The sequence below is a fragment of the Rhodococcus sp. AH-ZY2 genome (assembly GCF_030916465.1).
Taxonomy (GTDB): domain Bacteria; phylum Actinomycetota; class Actinomycetes; order Mycobacteriales; family Mycobacteriaceae; genus Rhodococcus; species Rhodococcus ruber.
In genome coordinates this window covers 3,212,501-3,232,829 of the sequence record NZ_CP126458.1, presented here as the reverse complement: position 1 = coordinate 3,232,829, position 20,329 = coordinate 3,212,501, and the positions used below count along the sequence as shown (strand labels likewise).

Genomic DNA, 20,329 nt, shown 5'->3' with positions numbered 1-20,329 from the left:
GATGAACGGGTGGCGGCTACCGGCCGGTACGGTCCCGCCGAGGACGCCGGGCGCAGTGACTATGCTTGATCGTTCGCGCGTGCTGGCAACGGAATCGAAGCGAAGGATGTGGGCACCTACATGCGGTCTTCTCGACACGACGGCAGTCCGGGCGAGAGCGATCCGGCGATCGCTCCGGAGCCGTCCGCCGGGAGGCACCGCGAACGCCCTGCCCGCAGCCGCCGGCCGGCGCCGGCCCGCCCCCAGCGCGGCGCGCGTGCCCGCACCCAGGTGGCACTGCTGCCCCAGCTGCTGGCGTCGACCGTGGAGGAACGCGGCGACCATCCGGCGGTCGTCACGCCCGGCGGAACGGGCCTCACGTACCGGGAGTTGGACGCGAGGTCGTCGCAGCTGGCGCGAGTGCTGATCGCCCGGGGCATCGGGCCCGGCGACGTGGTGGCCGTTGCCGTGCCGCGCTCGGTGGAGTCCGTCCTGTCCGTCTGGGCGGTCGCCAAGTCGGGCGCGACCTTCCTGCCCGTGGATCCGAAGTACCCCGCCGAGCGGGTTCAGCACATGGTGTCCGACTCGGGTGCGGCCGTCGGACTGACCCTGGCCGCCTTCGCCGGCGCTCTCCCGGGATCGACGCAGTGGACCGCGCTCGACGATCCCGCCGTGGCCGCCGACATCGCGTCCCGCCCCAGCCACCCGGTGTCGTACGCCGACCGGCTCCGCCCCCTGTCGGAGCTGCATCCGGCGTGGATGATCTACACCTCCGGGTCGACGGGCCTGCCCAAGGGCGTCTCCGTCCCGCACAGCGGCATCGGCTCGCTGATCACCGCGGAGCGTGAGCACTACCGGGTCACCGCGGACGCCCGGGTGCTGCACATCTGCTCGCCCAGCTTCGACGTGTCGATGCTCGAGCTGCTGGCCACCTTCGGCGCGGGCGCGACCCTCGTGGTCTCGCCGCCGACGATCGTCGGCGGCGCGGACCTCTCGGAGCTGCTCGCGGCCGAGCGCGTCACCCACACGTTCATCACCCCCGCCGCCCTCGGGTCGGTGGACCCTCGGGGACTCGACGACCTGCGCGTGGTCGTGGTGGCGGGGGAGAGCTTCGGACCCGATCTCGTCGAACGGTGGGCCGCACCCCACCGCGACTTCTTCAACGGCTACGGCCCGACCGAGGCGACCATCCTCGCGGTCAGCAGCGCCGCCCTGCACCCGGGTGAGCCGATCCGCATCGGCACCCCGATCCCCGGCGTGGGCGCCTACGTGCTCGACACCCACCTGCGGCCGGTCCCCGCCGGTGTCACCGGCGAGCTGTACCTGGCGGGCGCACAGCTCGCGCTCGGATACCACGCCCGGCCGGGTCTGACCGCCGACCGGTTCGTCGCCAACCCGTTCGCCGACGGCGGGGCGCGCATGTACCGCACCGGCGACCTCGTGCGCCGCGACGAGGGCGGTGCGATCGAGTACCTCGGCCGCTCCGACTTCCAGGTCAAGATCCGCGGCTACCGCATCGAACTCACCGAGATCGACGCGGTCCTCGTCCGGCACCCGGACGTCGAGTTCGCCACCACCGTGGGCCGCCCGCTGCCGTCCGGGGAGACCGCGCTCGTCTCCTACGTCGTACCGGCAGGTGCGGCCGCGGACCTCGACACCGGTGCGCTCGTCGAATTCGCGGCCGGCTTCCTGCCCGACTACATGCTGCCGGCGGCAGTCGTCCCCATCCCCGAGGTGCCGCTCAACCCCGTCGGCAAGCTCGACCGCGCGGCCCTTCCCGACCCCGTCTTCGCGGTCCGCGAGTACCGGGCGCCGCAGACCCCGACCGAGCAGGCCGTCGCCGACGTCTTCGCCGACGTCCTCGGCGTCGAGCGAGTCGGCCTCGACGATTCCTTCCTCGACCTCGGTGGCAACTCGCTCGTCGCCACCCGGCTCGTCGCCCGGCTCGGCGCCGTCCTCGACACCCGGGTGCCGGTGCCGCTGGTGTTCGAGGCCCCGACGGTGCAGGCGCTCGCCGACCGGCTCGAGGCGCAGGCCGGTTCCGGGGCCCTGCCGCTCGTCGCCCGCGACCGCCCCGAGCAGGTCCCGTTGTCGCTCGCCCAGCAGCGGATGTGGTTCCTGAACCGCTTCGCGCCCGAGTCGGCGGTCGACAACATCCCCGTCGCGATCCGGCTCGCGGGACACCTCGACGTCGATGCCCTGCAGGGGGCGGTCGCCGACCTCGTCGCCCGGCACGAGTCGCTGCGGACCGTGTATCCGGAGATCGACGGCGACGGCTACCAGGTGGTGCTGCCGGCGGCCGAGGCCGTCCCGGATCTCACGCCCGTCGACGTCGAGATCGAGGACGTTCCCGCCCGGGTCCTCGAACTGGTCGGCACCGGGTTCGACGTCACCGCCGCCGTGCCGTGGCGCGTCGCCCTGCTGCGGATCTCGGCCGAGGAGCACGTACTCGTCTTCGTCGTGCACCACATCTCCGGCGACGGCTTCTCCATGACGCCGCTGACCCGTGACATCGTCGCCTCCTATCGGGCGCGTACCCGCAACGAGCCGAACCCGTTGCCGCCGTTGTCGGTTCAGTACGCCGACTATGCACTCTGGCAGCGGGAGGTGCTCGGTGACGAGGACGATCCCGAGTCGGTGCTGTCCCGGCAGCTCGCCTACTGGCGCGCGCAGCTCGCGGACCTGCCGGAGGAGCTCGGCCTCCCGGCCGATCGTCCCCGCCCCGCCGTCGCCTCCAATCGCGGTGCCGCCCTTCGCTTCCCGATCGACGAGGAAGTGCACGCCGCGCTCGCCGAGCTGGCCCGCACCCACAACGCGAGTGTGTTCATGGTGGTGCACACCGCGCTGGCCGTGCTGCTGGCCCGCCTGTCCGGCACCGACGACATCGCCGTCGGCACCCCCGTCGCGGGCCGCGGCGAGGCTGCTCTGGACGACGTGATCGGCATGTTCGTCAACACCCTGGTGCTGCGCACCGCCGTCGTGTCCGGTGAGTCGTTCGCCGACCTGCTCGCCCGGGTGCGGGGCACCGACCTCGAGGCATTCGCGAACGCAGACGTGCCGTTCGAACGCCTCGTCGAGGTGCTCGACCCGCCCCGCTCGCAGGCCCGGCACCCGCTGTTCCAGGTGATGCTCACGTTCCAGAACCTGCCGCAGTCCACCCTCGAGCTGCCGGATCTGCGCATCTCCGGCGTCGAATTCGACACGGCGATCGCGAAGTTCGACCTTCAGGTCACCGTCGCCGAGCAGGTCTCGGACCGCGACGCGCCGGGCGGGATGACGGTCGAACTCACCTACGCCACCGACCTTTTCGACGCCCCCACGATGACGTCCTTCGCCGACCGATTCACCCGGATCCTGCGGGGCGTCGCCACGTCCGCCGTCACCCCGATCGGCACGCTGCCGTTCCTCGGCGACGCCGAGGCCGAGCGGATCCTCACCGAGTGGAGCAGCCTCGGACCCGGCGCCCCGGTGCCTGCCGAGGCGACCCTCGTCGACCGCTTCGAGTCCGTCGTCCGCCGCAGCCCCGACGCCCCGGCCGTCACGTTCGCCGGACGCACCCTCACGTTCGCCGAGCTCGACGCGCGGGCCAACCGCCTGGCCCGGCGGCTCGTCGCGGCCGGAGCGGGCCCGGACGAGCTCGTGGCCGTCGCGCTGCCCCGGTCGGCCGACCTGATCGTGGCACTGCTGGCGGTACTCAAGTCGGGTGCCGCGTATCTGCCCATCGACACCACCTATCCCGCCGAGCGGCTGCGGTACATGCTCGAGGACTCCCGGCCGCGCTGCCTCCTCACCGACGCAGGCGGTGTCCTGCCGGACCTCGGCCTGCCACGGGTGCACGTCGAGGACGACGACCCGCACGCGCCGAGCGGGCCGGTCACCGACGCCGAGCGGATCGCGCCGCTGCGCGCGGACAACCGTGCGTACGTCATCTACACCTCCGGCTCGACGGGCCGCCCGAAAGGCGTCGCGGTCACCCACCGCAACGTGCTGACCCTGTTCGCCAACGCCGAACCGCTGTTCGGGTTCGGCTCCGACGACGTGTGGACGCTGTTCCACTCCTACGCGTTCGACTTCACGGTGTGGGAGCTGTGGGGACCGCTCCTGTACGGCGGCCGGCTCGTCGTCGTCGACTACCTCACGTCGCGCTCGCCCGAGCAGTTCCTCGAGCTGCTGCGGGCCGAGCGGGTCACCGTGCTGAACCAGACCCCCTCGGCGTTCCTCCAGCTCGACGAGGCCGACCGGGTGGCGTCGGTGGAGCGCCCCGACGCCGGTCCGCTCGCCCTGCGCTACGTCGTGTTCGGCGGCGAGGCCCTCGACCTCGGCAGGCTCGAGGGCTGGTACGGGCGCCGGCCCGTGGCCCCGACCCTGGTCAACATGTACGGCATCACCGAGACCACGGTCCACGTGTCGTTCCGGGCCCTCGACCGCGGCGACGCCCGCGCCGGTGCCGCCAGCCGGATCGGCCGCTCGCTGCCGGGTCTGCGGCTGCGGGTGCTCGACCGGCTGCTGCAGCCCGTCCCGGTGGGCGTGCCGGGCGAGGTGTACGTCTCGGGCGATCAGCTCTCGCGTGGCTACCTCGGTCGTCCGGGGCTGACCGCCGCCCGGTTCGTCGCCGACCCGTTCGGGTCGGGCCGGCTCTACCGCACCGGCGACGTCGCCCGGTGGAACGCCGACGGTGAGCTCGAGTACGCGGGGCGCAGCGACGCGCAGGTGCAGTTGCGGGGATTCCGCATCGAACTCGGCGAGGTCGAGGCGGCGCTGGTGCGTGCCGACGGGGTGGCCCAGGCGGTCGCGGTGGTCCGCGACGACGGTCTCGGCGATCGGCTGGTCGCATACGTGGTGCCCCGCGCCGGGGAGGACCTCGACGTGGCCCGCGTGCGCGAGCAGCTCGGCGCCTTCCTCACCGGCTACATGGTTCCGGACGTCGTGGTCGTTCTCGACGAGCTGCCCCTCACCGTCAACGGCAAGCTCGACCGGCGCGCCCTGCCGGTGCCCCGGGCGACCACCACCGCGGGCACGCGCCGCGAGCCGGTCACCGACGCCGAACACGTCGTCGCACAGGTCTTCGCCGACGTGCTCGGCGTCGAGGGAGCCGGGGCGGACGACTCGTTCTTCGACCTCGGCGGCAACTCGCTCATCGCGACGCGGGTGATCGCGCGGGTCAACGAGTCGCTGGGAACCGCCCTGGCGATCCGTGAGCTGTTCGAGGCGCCGACGGTGGCCGAACTCGCCGCCCGGGCCGACGCACACGCGGAATCGGTGGCCCGGCCCGCGCTGACCGCCGGGTCCCGCCCCGACCGGGTGCCGCTCTCCCTCGCCCAGCAGCGCATGTGGGTGCTCAACCAGCTCGACCCCGCCTCCGCGAGCTACAACATCCCGCTCGCGATCCGGCTGCGCGGCCGCCTCGACACCGCGGCGCTCACCGCGGCCGTGCGCGACGTGATCGACCGGCACGAGTCGCTGCGCACCCTGTACCCGCAGGACGAGACGGGGCCCTACCAGCGCATCCTCGACGCCGACGCCGTCGTGCCCGCGGTGGTGCCGGTCGAGGCCGCATCCGAGCAGGAGGCGCTCGCCGAGGTCGTCGCCCTCGCTGCCGAAGGGTTCGACGTCTCGTCGCAGGTGCCGGTGCGCGGCCGGATCGTCTCGGTCGGCGCCGACGACCACGTGCTCGCTCTCGTCGTCCACCACATCTCCGCCGACGGTGCGTCGCTGGCGCCGCTGGCGCGGGACCTGATGACCGCGTACGCGGCGCGGTTGTCCGGAGATGCTCCCGCCTGGGCGCCGCTCGAGGTGCAGTACGCCGACTATGCGCTCTGGCAACGCCGGGTCCTCGGCGACGCCGACGACGCGCAGTCCCCGGCCGGTGCCCAGCTCGCCTACTGGCGTTCCCGCCTGACGGGCGTGCCCGAGCTCCTCGATCTGCCCACGGACCGGCCGCGGCCGCCGCAGCCGTCGCTGCGCGGCGGCACGGTGGCCGTGCAGGTCGACGAGCAGATCCGGCAGCGGCTCGACGCGCTTGCGCTCGCGCACCGGGCGTCGCTGTTCATGGTGGTCCACGCGGCCCTCGCGGTGCTGCTGGCCCGCCTCAGCGGCACTCACGACATCGTCGTCGGCACGCCGGTCGCGGGCCGCGGCGACCGGCGCCTCGACGACCTGGTCGGGATGTTCGTCAACACCCTTGCGCTGCGTACGGACGTGGACCCGGCGGCGTCCTTCGCCGAGTTGCTCGACCGGGCCCGCGCGGTCGACCTCGAGGCGTTCGGTCACGCCGACGTGCCGTTCGAGCGGGTGGTCGACGACGTGGTCGCCGCGCGCTCCCCGGCCCGGCATCCGGTCTTCCAGACGGTGCTGTCGTTCCAGAACACCGAGGCAGCGCGGCTCGAACTGCCGGATCTCACCGTCGAGGCGCTCGACGGCGGCGAACTCGCCGCCAAGTTCGACCTGCAGGTGACGGTCGATCCGCGCGAGCACCCGGGCGGGACGGCCGCCGGCATGCACGTCGGGTTCACCTATGCCGTGGACCTGTTCGACGCCGGCACCGTCGCCACCTTCGCCGAACGTTTCCTGACCGTCCTGCGCGCCGTCGCGGAGAGCCCTCGGGCCGTGGTCGGAGACATCGACATCCGGACCGAGACCGAGCGCTCGGCGCCCGCCGACATCGAGCCCGAGCCGGTGGCGGCCCCCGACCGGGTCGAGCGGACCGTGCCGCAGGAGTGGCAGGTCGCGGTGGAGTCCGACCCGGAGGCCCCGGCGTTCGTCGCGGACGGTGCCGAGGTCACCTATCTCGAGCTCGAGCGCCGGTCGTCGCAGTGGGCCCGGTATCTCATCGCCCAGGGTGTCGGGCCCGGCGACGGTGTCGCGGTCGCCGCGCCGGCCGGGCCGGAACTGGTCATCGCGCTCTGGGCGATCACCAAGGCGGGCGCCGCGATCGTGCCTGCTGTCTCCGGCTCCACGGCCGCGCAGACACCCGGGCTCGGGTTGGCGACGCACGGGGCGGACGTCCGGCCCTCCGCCGCTGCGCGCTGGCTGTACCTCGACGAGCCGGCGACGGTGGCCACCGTGGCGGCGCTGTCCGCCCGTCCGGTCGACTACTCGGAGCGGGTCCGGGTCCTGCAGCCGCAGCACCCCGCGCTGTGGGTGGCCGGCCGTGTGGTCGACCACGGCGAACTGGTCGCCCTCGCCCGCGGCGGAGGGGCGGCGGGGAAGCTGGACTACGAGTCACGGTTGCTGGTGTGCGACGGTACGGCGGAGCAGTGGCGCGTCTTCGCGATCCTGGCGGCCGGGATCGCCGGTGCGGTGGTGGTGGTGGTGCCAGAGCCGGACGCCGACCTCGCCGCCGTGGTGACCGACGAGTGGGTGACCCACGCGTTCGTCGCGTCGTCGCAGGTAGAAGCATTGAACGACGCGCCGGCCGAGGACCTTCGGGTCGTGGTCGTCACCGACCGCGACGAGGTTCCCGCGGGGTCCGCCGCAGCGGGTGACGAGTGGGCGACAGTGGCCGCCGTCGACCCGTGGAGTATGCGGAACTGAATACCGGCCGGTAGATTGCCTGCGGGCGGGACGAGTTCTCCATTCTCTTCCCGCGCGTGGAAGGAGCTGTTCCGTAGTGCAACGCAGGAGCCCGGTCCGGGCAGAGCGAGGTCCGGGCGCGTGAGGCGGGAGTCGGGGGTGCGGCGCCGGGAACCAGGCCGTTCGCGTAGCCGGGCCGCGCGCGTTGCACCGCTGCCGACTCTGCTGACGTCTGCGGTGGAACAGCGCGGCGACCACCCGGCGGTGGTGTGCGCCGCCGGGGGCGGCTCCCTGTCGTACCGGGAACTGGACGAGACGTCGTCGCGGTGGGCACGGTGGCTGATCGGTCGCGGCGTCGGGCCGGGGGATGCGGTCGCGGTGGCGATACCTCGTTCCCTGGAGTCGGTGCTCGCGCTGTGGGCGGTGGCGAAGTCGGGGGCGACGTTCGTCCCCGTCGATCCGCGCTACCCGTTCGAGCGGGTGGAGTTCATGTTGGCCGACTCCGGCGCGGCCCTGTGCCTGACGGTGAACGACTTCTCCGCCGCCGTGCCCGCCGGGGTCGAACAGGTGCGGCTCGACGACGCGGCGACGGCCGGGCAGGTCCGACAGTTGCCCGGGCATCCGATCTCGTACGCCGACCGGACACGCGCGCTCGAGGGCCTCGACATCGCGTGGATGATCTACACGTCCGGCTCCACGGGCCGCCCCAAGGGCGTGGCGGTCACGCACGCCGGCATCGCCGGCGTGATCTCCGCCGAGCGCGGGCACTACGAGGTCGATGCGGACGCGCGGGTGCTGCACGTGTGCTCGCCGAGCTTCGACGTCTCCCTGCTCGAGTTGCTGACCGGATTCTCCGCGGGTGCGACGGTCGTGGTGGCGCCGGCATCGGTGGGCGGCGGCGCCGACCTGGCCGACGTCCTGGCTGCCGCTGCGGTGACGCACGTGTTCATCACCCCGGCGGCGCTGAGCTCGGTGGATCCCGCGGGGCTGACGGACCTGCGGGTCGTGGTGGCAGCCGGGGAGGCGTTCGGACCGGAACTGGTGAACCGCTGGTCTGCTCCGGGCCGGCGGTTCTTCAACGCGTACGGGCCTACGGAGGCGACGATCCTGGCCACCAGCAGCGCGCCGCTGGTGACCGGCGAGCCGATCACGATCGGCACCCCGATCCCGGGTGTGGGAGCGTACGTCCTCGACGGCCGGTTGCGGCCGGTGCCGCCGGGGGTGGTCGGTGAGCTGTATCTGGCCGGCGCTCAGGTCGCGCGCGGCTACCACCGTCGACCGGGGCTGACGGCGGAGCGGTTCGTGGCCGATCCGTTCGGGTCGGATCCGGGAACCCGGATGTACCGGACGGGGGACCTGGTCCGCCGCGCGGCCGACGGTCCGATCGAGTACCTCGGGCGCAGCGATTTCCAGGTCAAGATCCGCGGGTTCCGGGTGGAACTGGGAGAGATCGACGCCGCGCTGACGGCGCGGCCCGACATCGAGTTCGCGGCGACCCTCGGGAAGGTGCTGCCGTCCGGGGAGGCGGCACTGGTCTCGTACGTGCTGCCGGCGGCCGGAACCCGGCTGGAGGTGCCGGCGGTGCTCGCCGGGCTGGCCGAGACGTTGCCCGCCCACATGGTGCCTGCCCTGGTGACGGTGCTCGACGCGGTGCCGCTCACGCCGGTGGGCAAGCTCGATCGGGCGGCGCTGCCCGAACCGGTGTTCGCCCAACGGGAATACCGGGCGCCGCGCACCCCGGTCGAGGAGACCGTCGCGTCGGTGTTCGCCGAGGTGCTCGGCCGCGAGCGCGTCGGACTGGACGATTCCTTCCTCGAGCTGGGTGGGAATTCCCTGCTGGCGACCCGGTTGGTGGCGCGCCTGGGCGCCGCCCTGGAGACCCGGGTGCCGGTGCCGGTGGTGTTCGCGGCGCCGACCGTGGCCGCGTTGGCGGCGCACCTGGAGTCGGGTAGCCTTGCGGCCCAGTCGGTTCCGTTGACGCCGCGGGAGCGTCCGGACCACGTGCCGCTGTCGTTCGCGCAGCAGCGGATGTGGTTCCTCAATCGGTTCGATCCGACCTCCGCGGCCGACAACATCCCGGTGGCGATCCGGCTGACGGGCCGACTCGACGTCGGTGCCCTGCGAGAGTCCGTGTACGACATCGCAACCCGGCACGAGGTCCTGCGGACCCGGTATCCGGAGCGGGACGGGCTGCCGTACCAGGCGATCGTTCCCGTCGCCGGGTACACGCCCGACTGGGTGTCGGAGTCGGTGCGGCCGACGGATCTGGCGGACCGGATCGCCGACGCGGTGGCCACCGGTTTCGACGTGACCGCCGAAGTGCCGTTCCGGGTGCGGCTGTTCCGCGTCGCGGACGACGAGCACGTGCTCGTGTTCGTGGCACACCACATCAGCGCCGACGGTTGGTCGATGGCGCCGCTGACCCGAGATCTGATGACCGCGTATGCCGCGCGTGCCGCCGGCGGGGAACCCGGATGGGAGCCGCTGCCGCTGCAGTACGCGGACTTCGCGCTGTGGCAGCGCGAGGCGCTCGGATCGGAGGGGGACGCCGGCAGTCCACTCGCGGCGCAGGCGCGGTACTGGCAGCGGGTCCTCGCGGATCTGCCCGAGGAGTTGCACCTGCCGACCGACCGCGCCCGCCCCCCGGTGCAGTCCTTCGCCGGCGGCCGGATCGCCTTCGCCATCGATGCTCCGACGCATCGGCGGGCCGCGGAACTGGCGCGGCAGAACGGGTCGACCCTGTTCATGGTCCTGCACACCGCACTCGCGGTGTTCCTCGCCCGGATGTCGTCGTCGCACGACATCGCCGTGGGTACCGCGGTCGCCGGCCGCGGTGACGCCGCGCTGGACGAGATGGTCGGCATGTTCGTCAACACCCTGGTGTTGCGGACCCGGATCGATCCCGGTTCCGGGTTCGCGGACCACCTCGCACGAGTCCGCGACAGCGACCTCGAGGCGTTCGCCCACGCGGAGATCCCCTTCGAGCGGGTGGTGGAACTGCTCGCGCCGGAGCGTTCGACCGCGCGGCACCCGCTGTTCCAGGTGGCCCTCGCACTCGAGAACCTGCCCCCGGCGGGGCTCGAGCTGCCGGGCCTGAGCCTGGCGGCGGTGCCGTTCGAGGTGACCACCGCGAAGTTCGACCTGTCGCTGACCCTGCGCGAGCACACGGACCTCGACGGGGAACCGGCGGGAATGTCGGCGGAGCTCGTCTTCGCCCGGGATCTGTTCGATGACGAGACGGTGGCCGGATTCGCGCGACGGTTCGTGCGGTTGCTGGCCGGCGCCGTGGCGGAGCCGGCCGTGCCGGTCGGCGACCTCGCGCTCCTCACCGGCGACGAGGCCGCCCGGCTCACGCGGGTCCCGGACGCCGCGCCGGGCGGTGCCCGCACGCTTGCCGAGATCCTGACGGCGGCGGTCTCCCGCAACCCCGAGGCGCCGGCCGTCCGGTACCGGGACCGGACGATCACCTACCGCGAACTCGACGAGTCGTCGTCGCGGCTCGCGCGGGAGCTGGCCGCACGCGGCATCGGCCCCGACGACGTCGTGGCCCTGGCGTTCCCGCGTTCGTACGAGATGGTGCTCGGGGTGTGGGCGGTCGCGAAGGCCGGCGCCGCGCACCTTCCGGTGGACCCGTCCTATCCGGTGGACCGGGTCCGGTACATGCTCGCCGATTCCGGTGCGGCGGTGTGCCTCACCTCCACCGAATACGCCTCCGCGCTGCCCGGATCCGCGGTCCGGCTGGAACTGGACGATCCCGAGTTCGCGCGGGCCGTCGCGGCACGATCCGCCGCCGGGGTGCCCGAGCGCGTACGGCCGCTGTCGGCGCAGCACGCGGCATACGTCATCTACACGTCGGGGTCGACCGGGCAGCCCAAGGGAGTGGTGGTCACCCACGCCGGCCTCGACCCGCTCCTCGAGACCGCCGTGACCCTGTACGGCGTGACGTCGCGGGCGCGCTTCCTGCACGTGTGCTCGCCGAGTTTCGACCCGTCGGTGCTCGAATGGATGGTCGCGTTCTCCCAGGGTGCGACGCTGGTCGTGGTGCCGTCCACGATCGTCGGCGGGCCGGAACTGGCGGAACTGATCCGGGCCGAACGGGTCAGCCACACCATCATCACCCCGGCCGTCCTCGGGACGGTCGATCCGTCGGGCCTCGAGAGCCTCGAGGCCGTATCGGTCGGCGGGGACGTGACCTCGCCGCACCTGCTGGCACGGTGGGCGCCGGGGCGGAAGTACTTCAACGGCTACGGGCCGACCGAGACGACGATCATCTCCTCGTTCGCGCGGCTGCAGCCCGGGCGTCCGGTGACCGTCGGCCGGCCCGTCCCGGGAGTGTCCGCACTGGTGCTCGACTCCCGGCTGCGGCCGGTGCCGACCGGCGTCGTGGGCGAGCTGTACCTGGCCGGGACTGCTCTCGCTCGGGGATACCACCGGCGCAGCGGCCTGTCGGCCGCGCGGTTCGTGGCGAATCCGTTCGGGACGCCGGGCACCCGGATGTACCGAACCGGTGACCTGGTGCGATGGCGCGGCACCGGTGCGGTCGCCGAGCTGGAATACCTCGGGCGCGGCGACTCCCAGGTCAAGCTGCGTGGATTCCGGGTCGAACTCGGCGAGATCGACGCCGCGCTCGAGCGGCATCCGTCGGTCGCGCAGGCGGCGACGGTGCTGCACCCCGATCCGCACGGCGGGGACAGGCTGGTCGGTTACGTCGTCGGCGCCGCCGGCGCCGTGCCCGACCCTGCACACCTGCGCGAGTTCCTCGCCGGGAAGCTGCCGCACCACATGGTGCCCGGCCGTGTCGTCGTGCTCGACGCCCTGCCCCTCACCGGCGGAGGCAAGCTGGACAAGCGGGCACTGCCGGTGCCGCAGCCCGAGTCGACCGAGTACTGCGCCCCGGCGACGGACGACGAGCAGGCGGTCGCAGACGTGTACGGCGCCGTGCTCGGGCTCGAGCGGGTCGGCCGCGCCGACGACTTCTTCGCGCTCGGCGGCAACTCGCTGCTCGCGATGCAGGTCGTCGCGCGGCTCGATGCCGCCCTCGGCGTCCGGGTGCCGGTGCGGACGTTGTTCGAGGCGCCCACGGTGTCGGCCCTGGCGGCGCGGATGGGGGACCCCATCGCCGTCCCGTCCCGGACGCCCCTGCGGCGCCGGCAGCGCCCCGAGCGGATTCCGCTGTCGCTCGCGCAGCGGCGGATGTGGTTCTTCAACCGGTTCGACCCGGACTCCGCCGCCTTCAACATCCCGCTCGTGCTGCGACTGACCGGCGAGCTGGACGTGCCCGCCCTGCAGGCGGCACTGCGCGACCTGCTCGCCCGGCACGAGGCGCTGCGCACCGTCTTCCCCGACTCCGATGCCGGACCGTTCCAGGTGATCGTGCCGGTCGAGGACGTACCGGTCGATCCGGCGCCGCAGGACGTGACCGAGGACGAGCTGCCCTCGCGGATCGCCGCACTCGTCTCCCGCGGCTTCGACGTCACCGCCGCGGTACCCGTCCGGGCGGCCCTGCTGCGCCTCACCGACCGGGACCACGTGCTGGTCGTCGTCGTCCACCACATCGCCGGCGACGGCGGATCCCGGGCCCCGATGGCCCGGGACCTGGCCACCGCGTACCTGGCCCGGAGAGCGGGCGACGAGCCGGCGTGGGAACCCCTGCCCGTCCAGTACGCCGACTACGCACTGTGGCAACAGGATGTGCTGGGATCCGAGGACGACCCCGACTCGCTGCTCTCGCGTCAGATGCACTACTGGACCACGGCGCTGGCGGGCCTGCCGGACCTGCTGGAGCTGCCGACCGACCGCCCGCGGCCCGCCGTGCAGACCGGACGCGGCGCGAGCGTCGACTTCACACTGGACGAGTCGTCGGCCGCCCGGCTCGATCGGCTCTCGCGGGACCACGGGGTGACGTTCTTCATGCTCGTGCACGCCGCGCTCGCGGTCCTGCTGGCCCGCCTGTCCGGTACCGACGACATCCCCGTCGGGGCACAGGTCGCCGGCCGCGGCGAGGAGGCACTGGACGATCTCGTGGGGATGTTCGGCAACACCCTCGTGCTGCGTACCCGGATCGACCCGGACGCCACCTTCGCCGAGATCCTCGCCGCCGTGCGAGAGGTCGACCTCGCCGCGTTCGGCAACCCCGACGTTCCGCTCGAACGTCTCGTGGAGGTCCTCGATCCCGTCCGGTCCACCGCGCATTCGGCGCTGTTCCAGGTGCTGCTCGTGGTGCACAACTTCGCCCGCTCCGAGATCGCACTGCCGGACCTGCAGATCGCGCCGGTCGGAACGCCCCCGGGCGGCGCCAAACTCGACCTCGAGCTCCACCTGACCGAGATGCGCGACGAGCAGGGTCGCCGCGAGGGGATAGCCGGGTCCGTCGTCTACGCCTGTGACCTGTTCGACGAGGGCACCGTGCGGACGTTCGCTGCGAGGCTCGTGTCGATCCTGGAGGTGGCGGCGGCCGATCCGGGCGTTGCGGTCGGCGGCATCGACCTGCGCACGGCGGAGGAACGCGCCCGGCTCGACGAGCTGAACCGGACGGCTGCGCCGCTCGGCGACCGGTCGGTCCTGGACGCGTTCACCCGGCAGGCGCGGCGCACCCCGGACGCGACGGCAGTCGTCTTCGAGGACACCGCGCTGACCTACGCGCAGTTCGCCTCCCGGGTGGACCGGCTCGCACGGCGTCTCGTCGCGTGCGGCGTCGGTCCCGAGCGCCTGGTCGGTGTCCACATGAGCCGATCGGTCGAGATGATGGTCGGCATCTATGCGGTGCTCCGGGCCGGTGGCGGGTACGTGCCGCTCGACCCGGAGCATCCCGCCGAGCGAACGGCGTACGTCCTCGACACCGCCGAGCCGGTGCTGGTACTGACCACGACGCACGACCGGGGCACGCTCCCCGGATCCGTCCCGGTGCTCGTGGTCGACGAATCGGACGTCGCACCGACGCCGGTCACCGAGTTCGCCGACCACGAGCGGCTGGCGCCGCCGCACGAGGCGCACATCGCCTACGTGCTCTACACCTCCGGGTCGACGGGCCGGCCCAAGGGGGTAGCCGTCACCCACGGCGCCGTCGTCAACCAGATGACCTGGATGCGCGAACGCTACGACTTCGGCGTCGGGGACACGGCTCTGCAGAAGACCCCTGTCACGTTCGACGCGTCGGTGTGGGAGCTGTTCTTCCCGTTGCAGGTCGGTGCACGCCTCGTGATCGCGGCACCGGGAGGCCATCGCGACCCGGACTACCTGGCCCGTCTCTCGCGGCAGTGGGCCGTCGGCATCCTCGAGTTCGTCCCGACGATGCTCGCCCTGTTCCTCGCGGATCCCGACCTCGAACTTCCGGCGACGCTCAGGTATCTGTCCGTCGGTGGCGAGGCGCTGCCCGCCGAGCTCGCGGCACGATTCGCGGAACGCTCGGATGCGCTGCTGGACAACACGTACGGTCCGACCGAGGCGACCGTCACCGCGACCGTGCTGCGGTGCGACGGACGTCGCGGCGATGCCGGCACCGTTCCGATCGGCCACCCGATCCGCAACACCACCGCCTACGTTCTCGACGGGCGGCTGAACCCGGTGCCGATCGGGGTGCCGGGGGAGCTGTATCTCGGTGGGGTGCAACTTGCCCGTGGCTACCACGGCCGACCGGATCTGTCCGCGGAACGGTTCGTCGCGCACCCCGGCGGGGCGCGGATGTACCGCACCGGCGACCGGGTCCGATGGTTGCCGGACGGAACCCTCGAATTCCTGGGCCGCAACGACTTCCAGGTGAAGGTGCGCGGCCTGCGAATCGAGCTGGGGGAGATCGAGGCGGCACTCCTGGCGCAGCCGGAGATCGCGCAGGCCGCCGTGACCGTCCACGACGGGACCCACGGTGCGCAGCTCACCGCGTACGTCGTGCCGGCGGACGGTGCCGCGGTCGACGGTGCCACCGTTCGTGCGGCCGTGGGACGCGTGCTGCCGCGGTACATGGTGCCCGACGTGGTGACCGTGCTCGGGACGCTCCCGCTCACCACCTCCGGGAAGGTGGATCGCCGAGCCCTGCCCGAACCCGTCCCGGCCGTCCGGGAGTTCCGCCCGCCCGCCACCGCGGTCGAAAGGACCGTCGCCTCGGTGATCGGGGAGGTGCTCGGCGCGGAGCGACTCGGTCTCGACGACGACTTCTTCGCGCTCGGCGGGAATTCGCTGATCGCCACGCGCGTCGTCGCCCGGCTCGGGGCGGCGCTGCACGCGTCGGTCCCCGTGCGCGTGATCTTCGAGGCGTCGACGATCGAGTCGCTGGCGGCAGCCGTGGAACGCCGCATCGGGTCCGGCGGCTCGCCCGCCCTGGCCGCCCGGCCGCGTCCGGAACGGATTCCGCTGTCGCCCGCCCAGCAGCGGATGTGGTTCCTCAGCCGGTTCGAGGCGACCGCCGCGGCCTACAACATTCCGATGGCTGTGCGGCTGACCGGGCGACTCGATCGGGCGGCGCTGCAGTCGGCGATCGCCGACGTCGTCGCCCGCCACGAGGTCCTCCGGACCTTCTACCCCGAGGTCGACGGGGTGCCGGTCCAGCAGATACTGCCCGCCGGCGCCGGTGCGCCCGCCCTGGACCCGACGGACGTCGACGAACCGGCACTCCGCGCCGCCGTCCGGTCGGCGGCGGCGACCCGGTTCGATGTCACCAGGTCCGTGCCGGTCCTCGTGCGGCTGTTCCGGTTGTCCCCGGCCGAACACGTCCTGCTCGTCGTGGTGCACCACATCGCAGCGGACGGATACTCCGTGGCGCCGCTCGTCCGTGATCTGGCCCACGCGTACAGCGCGCGCCAGGCGGGCCGCGAACCTGCGTGGCAGCCACTTCCCGTGCAGTACGCGGACTACACCCTGTGGCAGCGGGACCTGTTGGGCAGCGAAACCGACCCGGCGTCGCGTGTCTCCCGCCAGCTCGCCTTCTGGGCCGACGAACTGGCCGGTCTGCCCGACCAGTTGCCGGTGCCCACGACCCGGCCGCGGCCCCCGGTTCAGTCCTACCGGGGCGACCGGGTTCCCGTCACGATCGACGCGGACCTGCACGGCAGGGTGGCGGCACTCGCGGCGGCAACGAGGACGACGCCGTTCACCGTCGTGCACGCCGCCTTCGCGGTGCTGCTGGCCCGGCTGTCCGGCACCGAGGACGTCGCCGTGGGCACCCCGGTGGCCGGCCGAGGCGAGGCAGCCCTCGACGACCTGATCGGGATGTTCGTGAACACCCTCGTGTTCCGGACGCGGGTCGACCCGGCCGCCTCCTTCACTTCGCTGCTCGCGCAGGCCCGGGAGAAGAACCTCCAGGCCCTGGCCCACGCGGACGTCCCGTTCGAACAGCTCGTCGAGGCGCTGGCGCCGGCCCGGTCCATGGCGCGGCATCCGCTGTTCCAGGTGGGCCTGTCGTTCCAGAACCTCGGAGCGGTCGATTTCGAACTCCCCGGCCTGACGGCGGCCCGGGTCGACGTCACAGGGGAGATCGCCCAGTTCGACCTGCACCTGATCGTCGGTGACAGCTACGCGGCGGACGGGACGCCGGCGGGGATCGGCGGGCATCTGTCGTACGCCACCGATCTCTTCGACGGCCACGCGGCGGCGTCCGTCGCGGACCGGTTCGTCCGGATCCTGGGCGAACTGGTCTCGGCTCCCGACCGCGCGGTCGGCGACGCCGATCTCCTCGTCGACGGGGAACGACAGGCGCTGCTCGAGGCCGCGAACGACACCCGCGTCGACAGTCCGGGCGGCGACCGTGCGGGCGGCGACTGTGCGGTCGGCGACTGCTTGCCCGATCTGCTCCGGCGCCAGGTACGCGAACGCCCGGACGAGGTCGCGCTCGTCGGGGACGGGGTGCAGTTGACGTACGGTGAGCTCGGCGACCGCGTCGCCCGGCTGGCCCGCGCGCTGGTGGCGGTGGGTGTCGGGCCGGAGGTCCGGGTCGGTCTGCTGATTCCCGGATCGGTGGAGCTCGTCGTCGCGATGTACGCGGTGTCCGCCGCCGGGGGCGCGTACGTTCCGCTCGATCCGTCGCTTCCGGCCGCACGGCTGGTGCGCATGGTCGCGGCGGCGCGGCCGGCGACGGTGCTCGTGTCCGCGGCATCCGCCGGCGTCGCGAGCGAGGTGGTGCCGGAGCCGGTCCGGGTTCTCGATGTCTCGAGGGTGGATCTGTCGCAGCACTCGGCGGCCCCGGTGACCGACGCGGACAGGACTGCGCCGCTGCATCCCGCGAACCTCGCCTACATCTTGTTCACGTCGGGATCGACGGGTGTGCCCAAGGGCGTGGCGGTGGACCACGGCGCGGTGGTCAACCAGTTGCGTTGGCTGCATGCGGAGTTCGAGTTCGGTCCGGGGGAGGTGACGGTACAGCGGACCGTGGCCACGTTCGACCTGTCGGTGTGGGAGTTCTGGGGCGCCACGACATGCGGCGGCCGGCTGGTGGTTGCCGATCCCGAGTCCCGCCGCGATCCGGACCGCCTGCTCGCGCTCGTCGAACGCGAAGCCGTCACGACGCTGTACCTGGTTCCATCCCTGCTGAGCGCCCTGATCTCTGGTGCAGGCGGAGAGCTGCCCACCTCGGTGCGACGGGTGCTCTCGATCGGGGAGACGCTCCCGGGGGCTGTCGCCGGGGCGTGCCGCCGGTCGAGCCGGGCGGAACTCGTCAACCTGTACGGACCCACCGAGGCGGCCGTGTCGGTCACGGCGCACCGGGTCACGGCGGCGGACGCCGACCAGGTGCCGATCGGGGTGCCCGAGTGGAACACCCGCGTCTATGTACTCGACCGGCGGCTGCGCCCCGTGCCCACCGGAGTGACCGGTGAGCTCTATCTGGCGGGCCGGCAGCTCGCGCGGGGATACAGCGGAAGCCCCGGGGTGACCGCGGACCGGTTCGTTGCCGACCCCTTCGGGGCCGGGGGACGGCTGTACCGCACCGGCGATCTGGCCCGGTGGACCGCTGAGGGAGTCCTCGAGCACGTCGGGCGTGGCGACTCCCAGGTCAAGCTTCGCGGATTCCGGATCGAGCTCGGCGACATCGAGGCCGCGCTGCTGCGCCTGCCCATCGTGTCGGCCGCGGTCGCGACGGTGCATCAGGACGCGGCGACCGGCGCGCGGATCGTCGCGTATGTCGTTGCTGCACAGAACGAATCGGACTTCGATGCGACGTCCCTGCGCAGCGAGCTCGCGGACGAACTGCCGAACTACATGGTGCCGGCTTCGATCGTGCGCCTGGACCGGCTCCCCGTCGGGGCGACGGGCAAGGTCGATCGTGGCGCGCTGCCCGTGCCGATGCCCGCGCGGGCGTCCTACCGGGCTGCGGCGACGCCGGTCGAGCGCGCGGTTGCGCAGGTGTTCGCGGACGTCCTCGCCGCGGACCGGGTCGGATCCGACGACGACTTCTTCGTTCTCGGCGGGTCGTCCCTCGTGGCCGTGCGGGTGACCCGTGAGCTCACCCGCCGACTCGATCGTCCGATCCCGCTCGAATGGGTGTTCGCTCATCCGGCGGTGGCCGACCTGGCGGCCCGGATCGAGCGGTCGGCGGACGAGGAGCCGGCGGCAAGCGGAGGCTCCGACTCGGCCCTGGCCGTGCTGCTGCCGCTGCGCGAGGGCGACGAGGGGCGCGATCCGGTGTTCTTCGTGCACCCGGTGATCGGGCTCGCCTGGAGTTTCGCATCGCTCGCCCGGTACGTCGAGCCGGGCCGCCCGGTCTACGGATTGCAGTCCCCGGCACTGTCGGGCGAGTCGGATCTCCCCGATTCGATCGCGTCCTGGGCGGGCCGGTACGTCTCGGAGGTCCGGCGGGTCCACCCGGACGGTCCCTTCCATCTGGTGGGGTGGTCCCTCGGCGGAGTGATCGCGCACGAGATGGCGGTCCAGCTCCAGCGGGCCGGACTCGAGGTCGGTTCGCTCGTGCTCCTCGACTCCTCCCTGCCCGACGCCGTGCGCTCCTCGGTCGATCCGGTCTCGGTGGCGGCAGTGGCCCTGAATGCGAGCCACGGTGGCGGACCCGGTGGGGTCGAGGACGGTCTCGAGGTGCTCGCCGACGACATCGACCCGGATCTGTCGGCGTCCGTCCTGACGAGCATCGAGCGCTCGTTCGATGCGCTCGAGGGGCATGTTCCGGGCCGGTACGAGGGGCGCATGCTGTTCGTCGGCGCCGCGTCGCAGGCCGGGCCGGACGCGGACTCGGGCCGGGACTGGGCGCCCTACGTCGCGGACGAGGTGCATCGGCACGACCTTTCCGTCTCGCACTGGGAGATGACCGGGCCGAGGGCGTGTACTCGTCTCGGACCGCTGTTGGCAGGCTGGACGTCGGACGGTTCCTGCCCGGAATGCGGGTGTGCCGCGCGCTGACTCGTAGGGGTGCGGCATTCCGCGGGCGTGGCCTGCGCGCGCCCGCTGTGTCCGAGGTCACGTCGGACGCCGAAAGTGAATTGTCCAATCGGTGGACGAACCGGGGACGGTGTCGGCACCGGCCGGGTGGCGACCGAGACTGCCGGATCGAATTGCCGGATCGACACGGGCGTCTCCCGCCGTGCGTTCCGCGTCTCTTTCCGAAACCACAGGTGACGGGTCTGCCCCGGCGGGGAGGCGGAGGCTTGCGGGCGCCGCTCACGCGTGGGGCGACTCCGGAACGGCGCTGCGGCGTGCGACGAATCGGGCATCCGCACGGGCCGCGCGGGCACGGCCGGGCGCTGTCCGGAATGCCGGTCTACCTGCCGGTAACTTAGTTACTGGACGTACGAACAGGTGGCACGGTTTGTTTTCGTGTGGAATGGTGACGAAGTGCTCTTGCGCCGGGAATCGTCGGGGTTCCGGTGCGCGAGACGACAGCGAAGCGGCGTCCGCCGGGGAGGGC

2 protein-coding genes are annotated in these 20,329 nt (G+C 72.7%); both read left to right on the top strand.

The features are described 5' to 3' along the window. Nucleotides 1-120: 120 nt before the first annotated feature. Nucleotides 121-7,512, top strand: a complete 7,392-nt coding sequence (locus tag QNA09_RS15880) for a non-ribosomal peptide synthetase (RefSeq protein ID WP_244213170.1) — start codon at nt 121-123, stop codon at nt 7,510-7,512. A gap of 216 nt (nt 7,513-7,728) precedes the next feature. Continuing rightward, nucleotides 7,729-19,824: a non-ribosomal peptide synthetase gene (locus QNA09_RS15875; protein ID WP_248957320.1), complete on the top strand. Its 12,096-nt coding sequence runs from the start codon at nt 7,729-7,731 to the stop codon at nt 19,822-19,824. Nucleotides 19,825-20,329 lie beyond the last annotated feature (505 nt).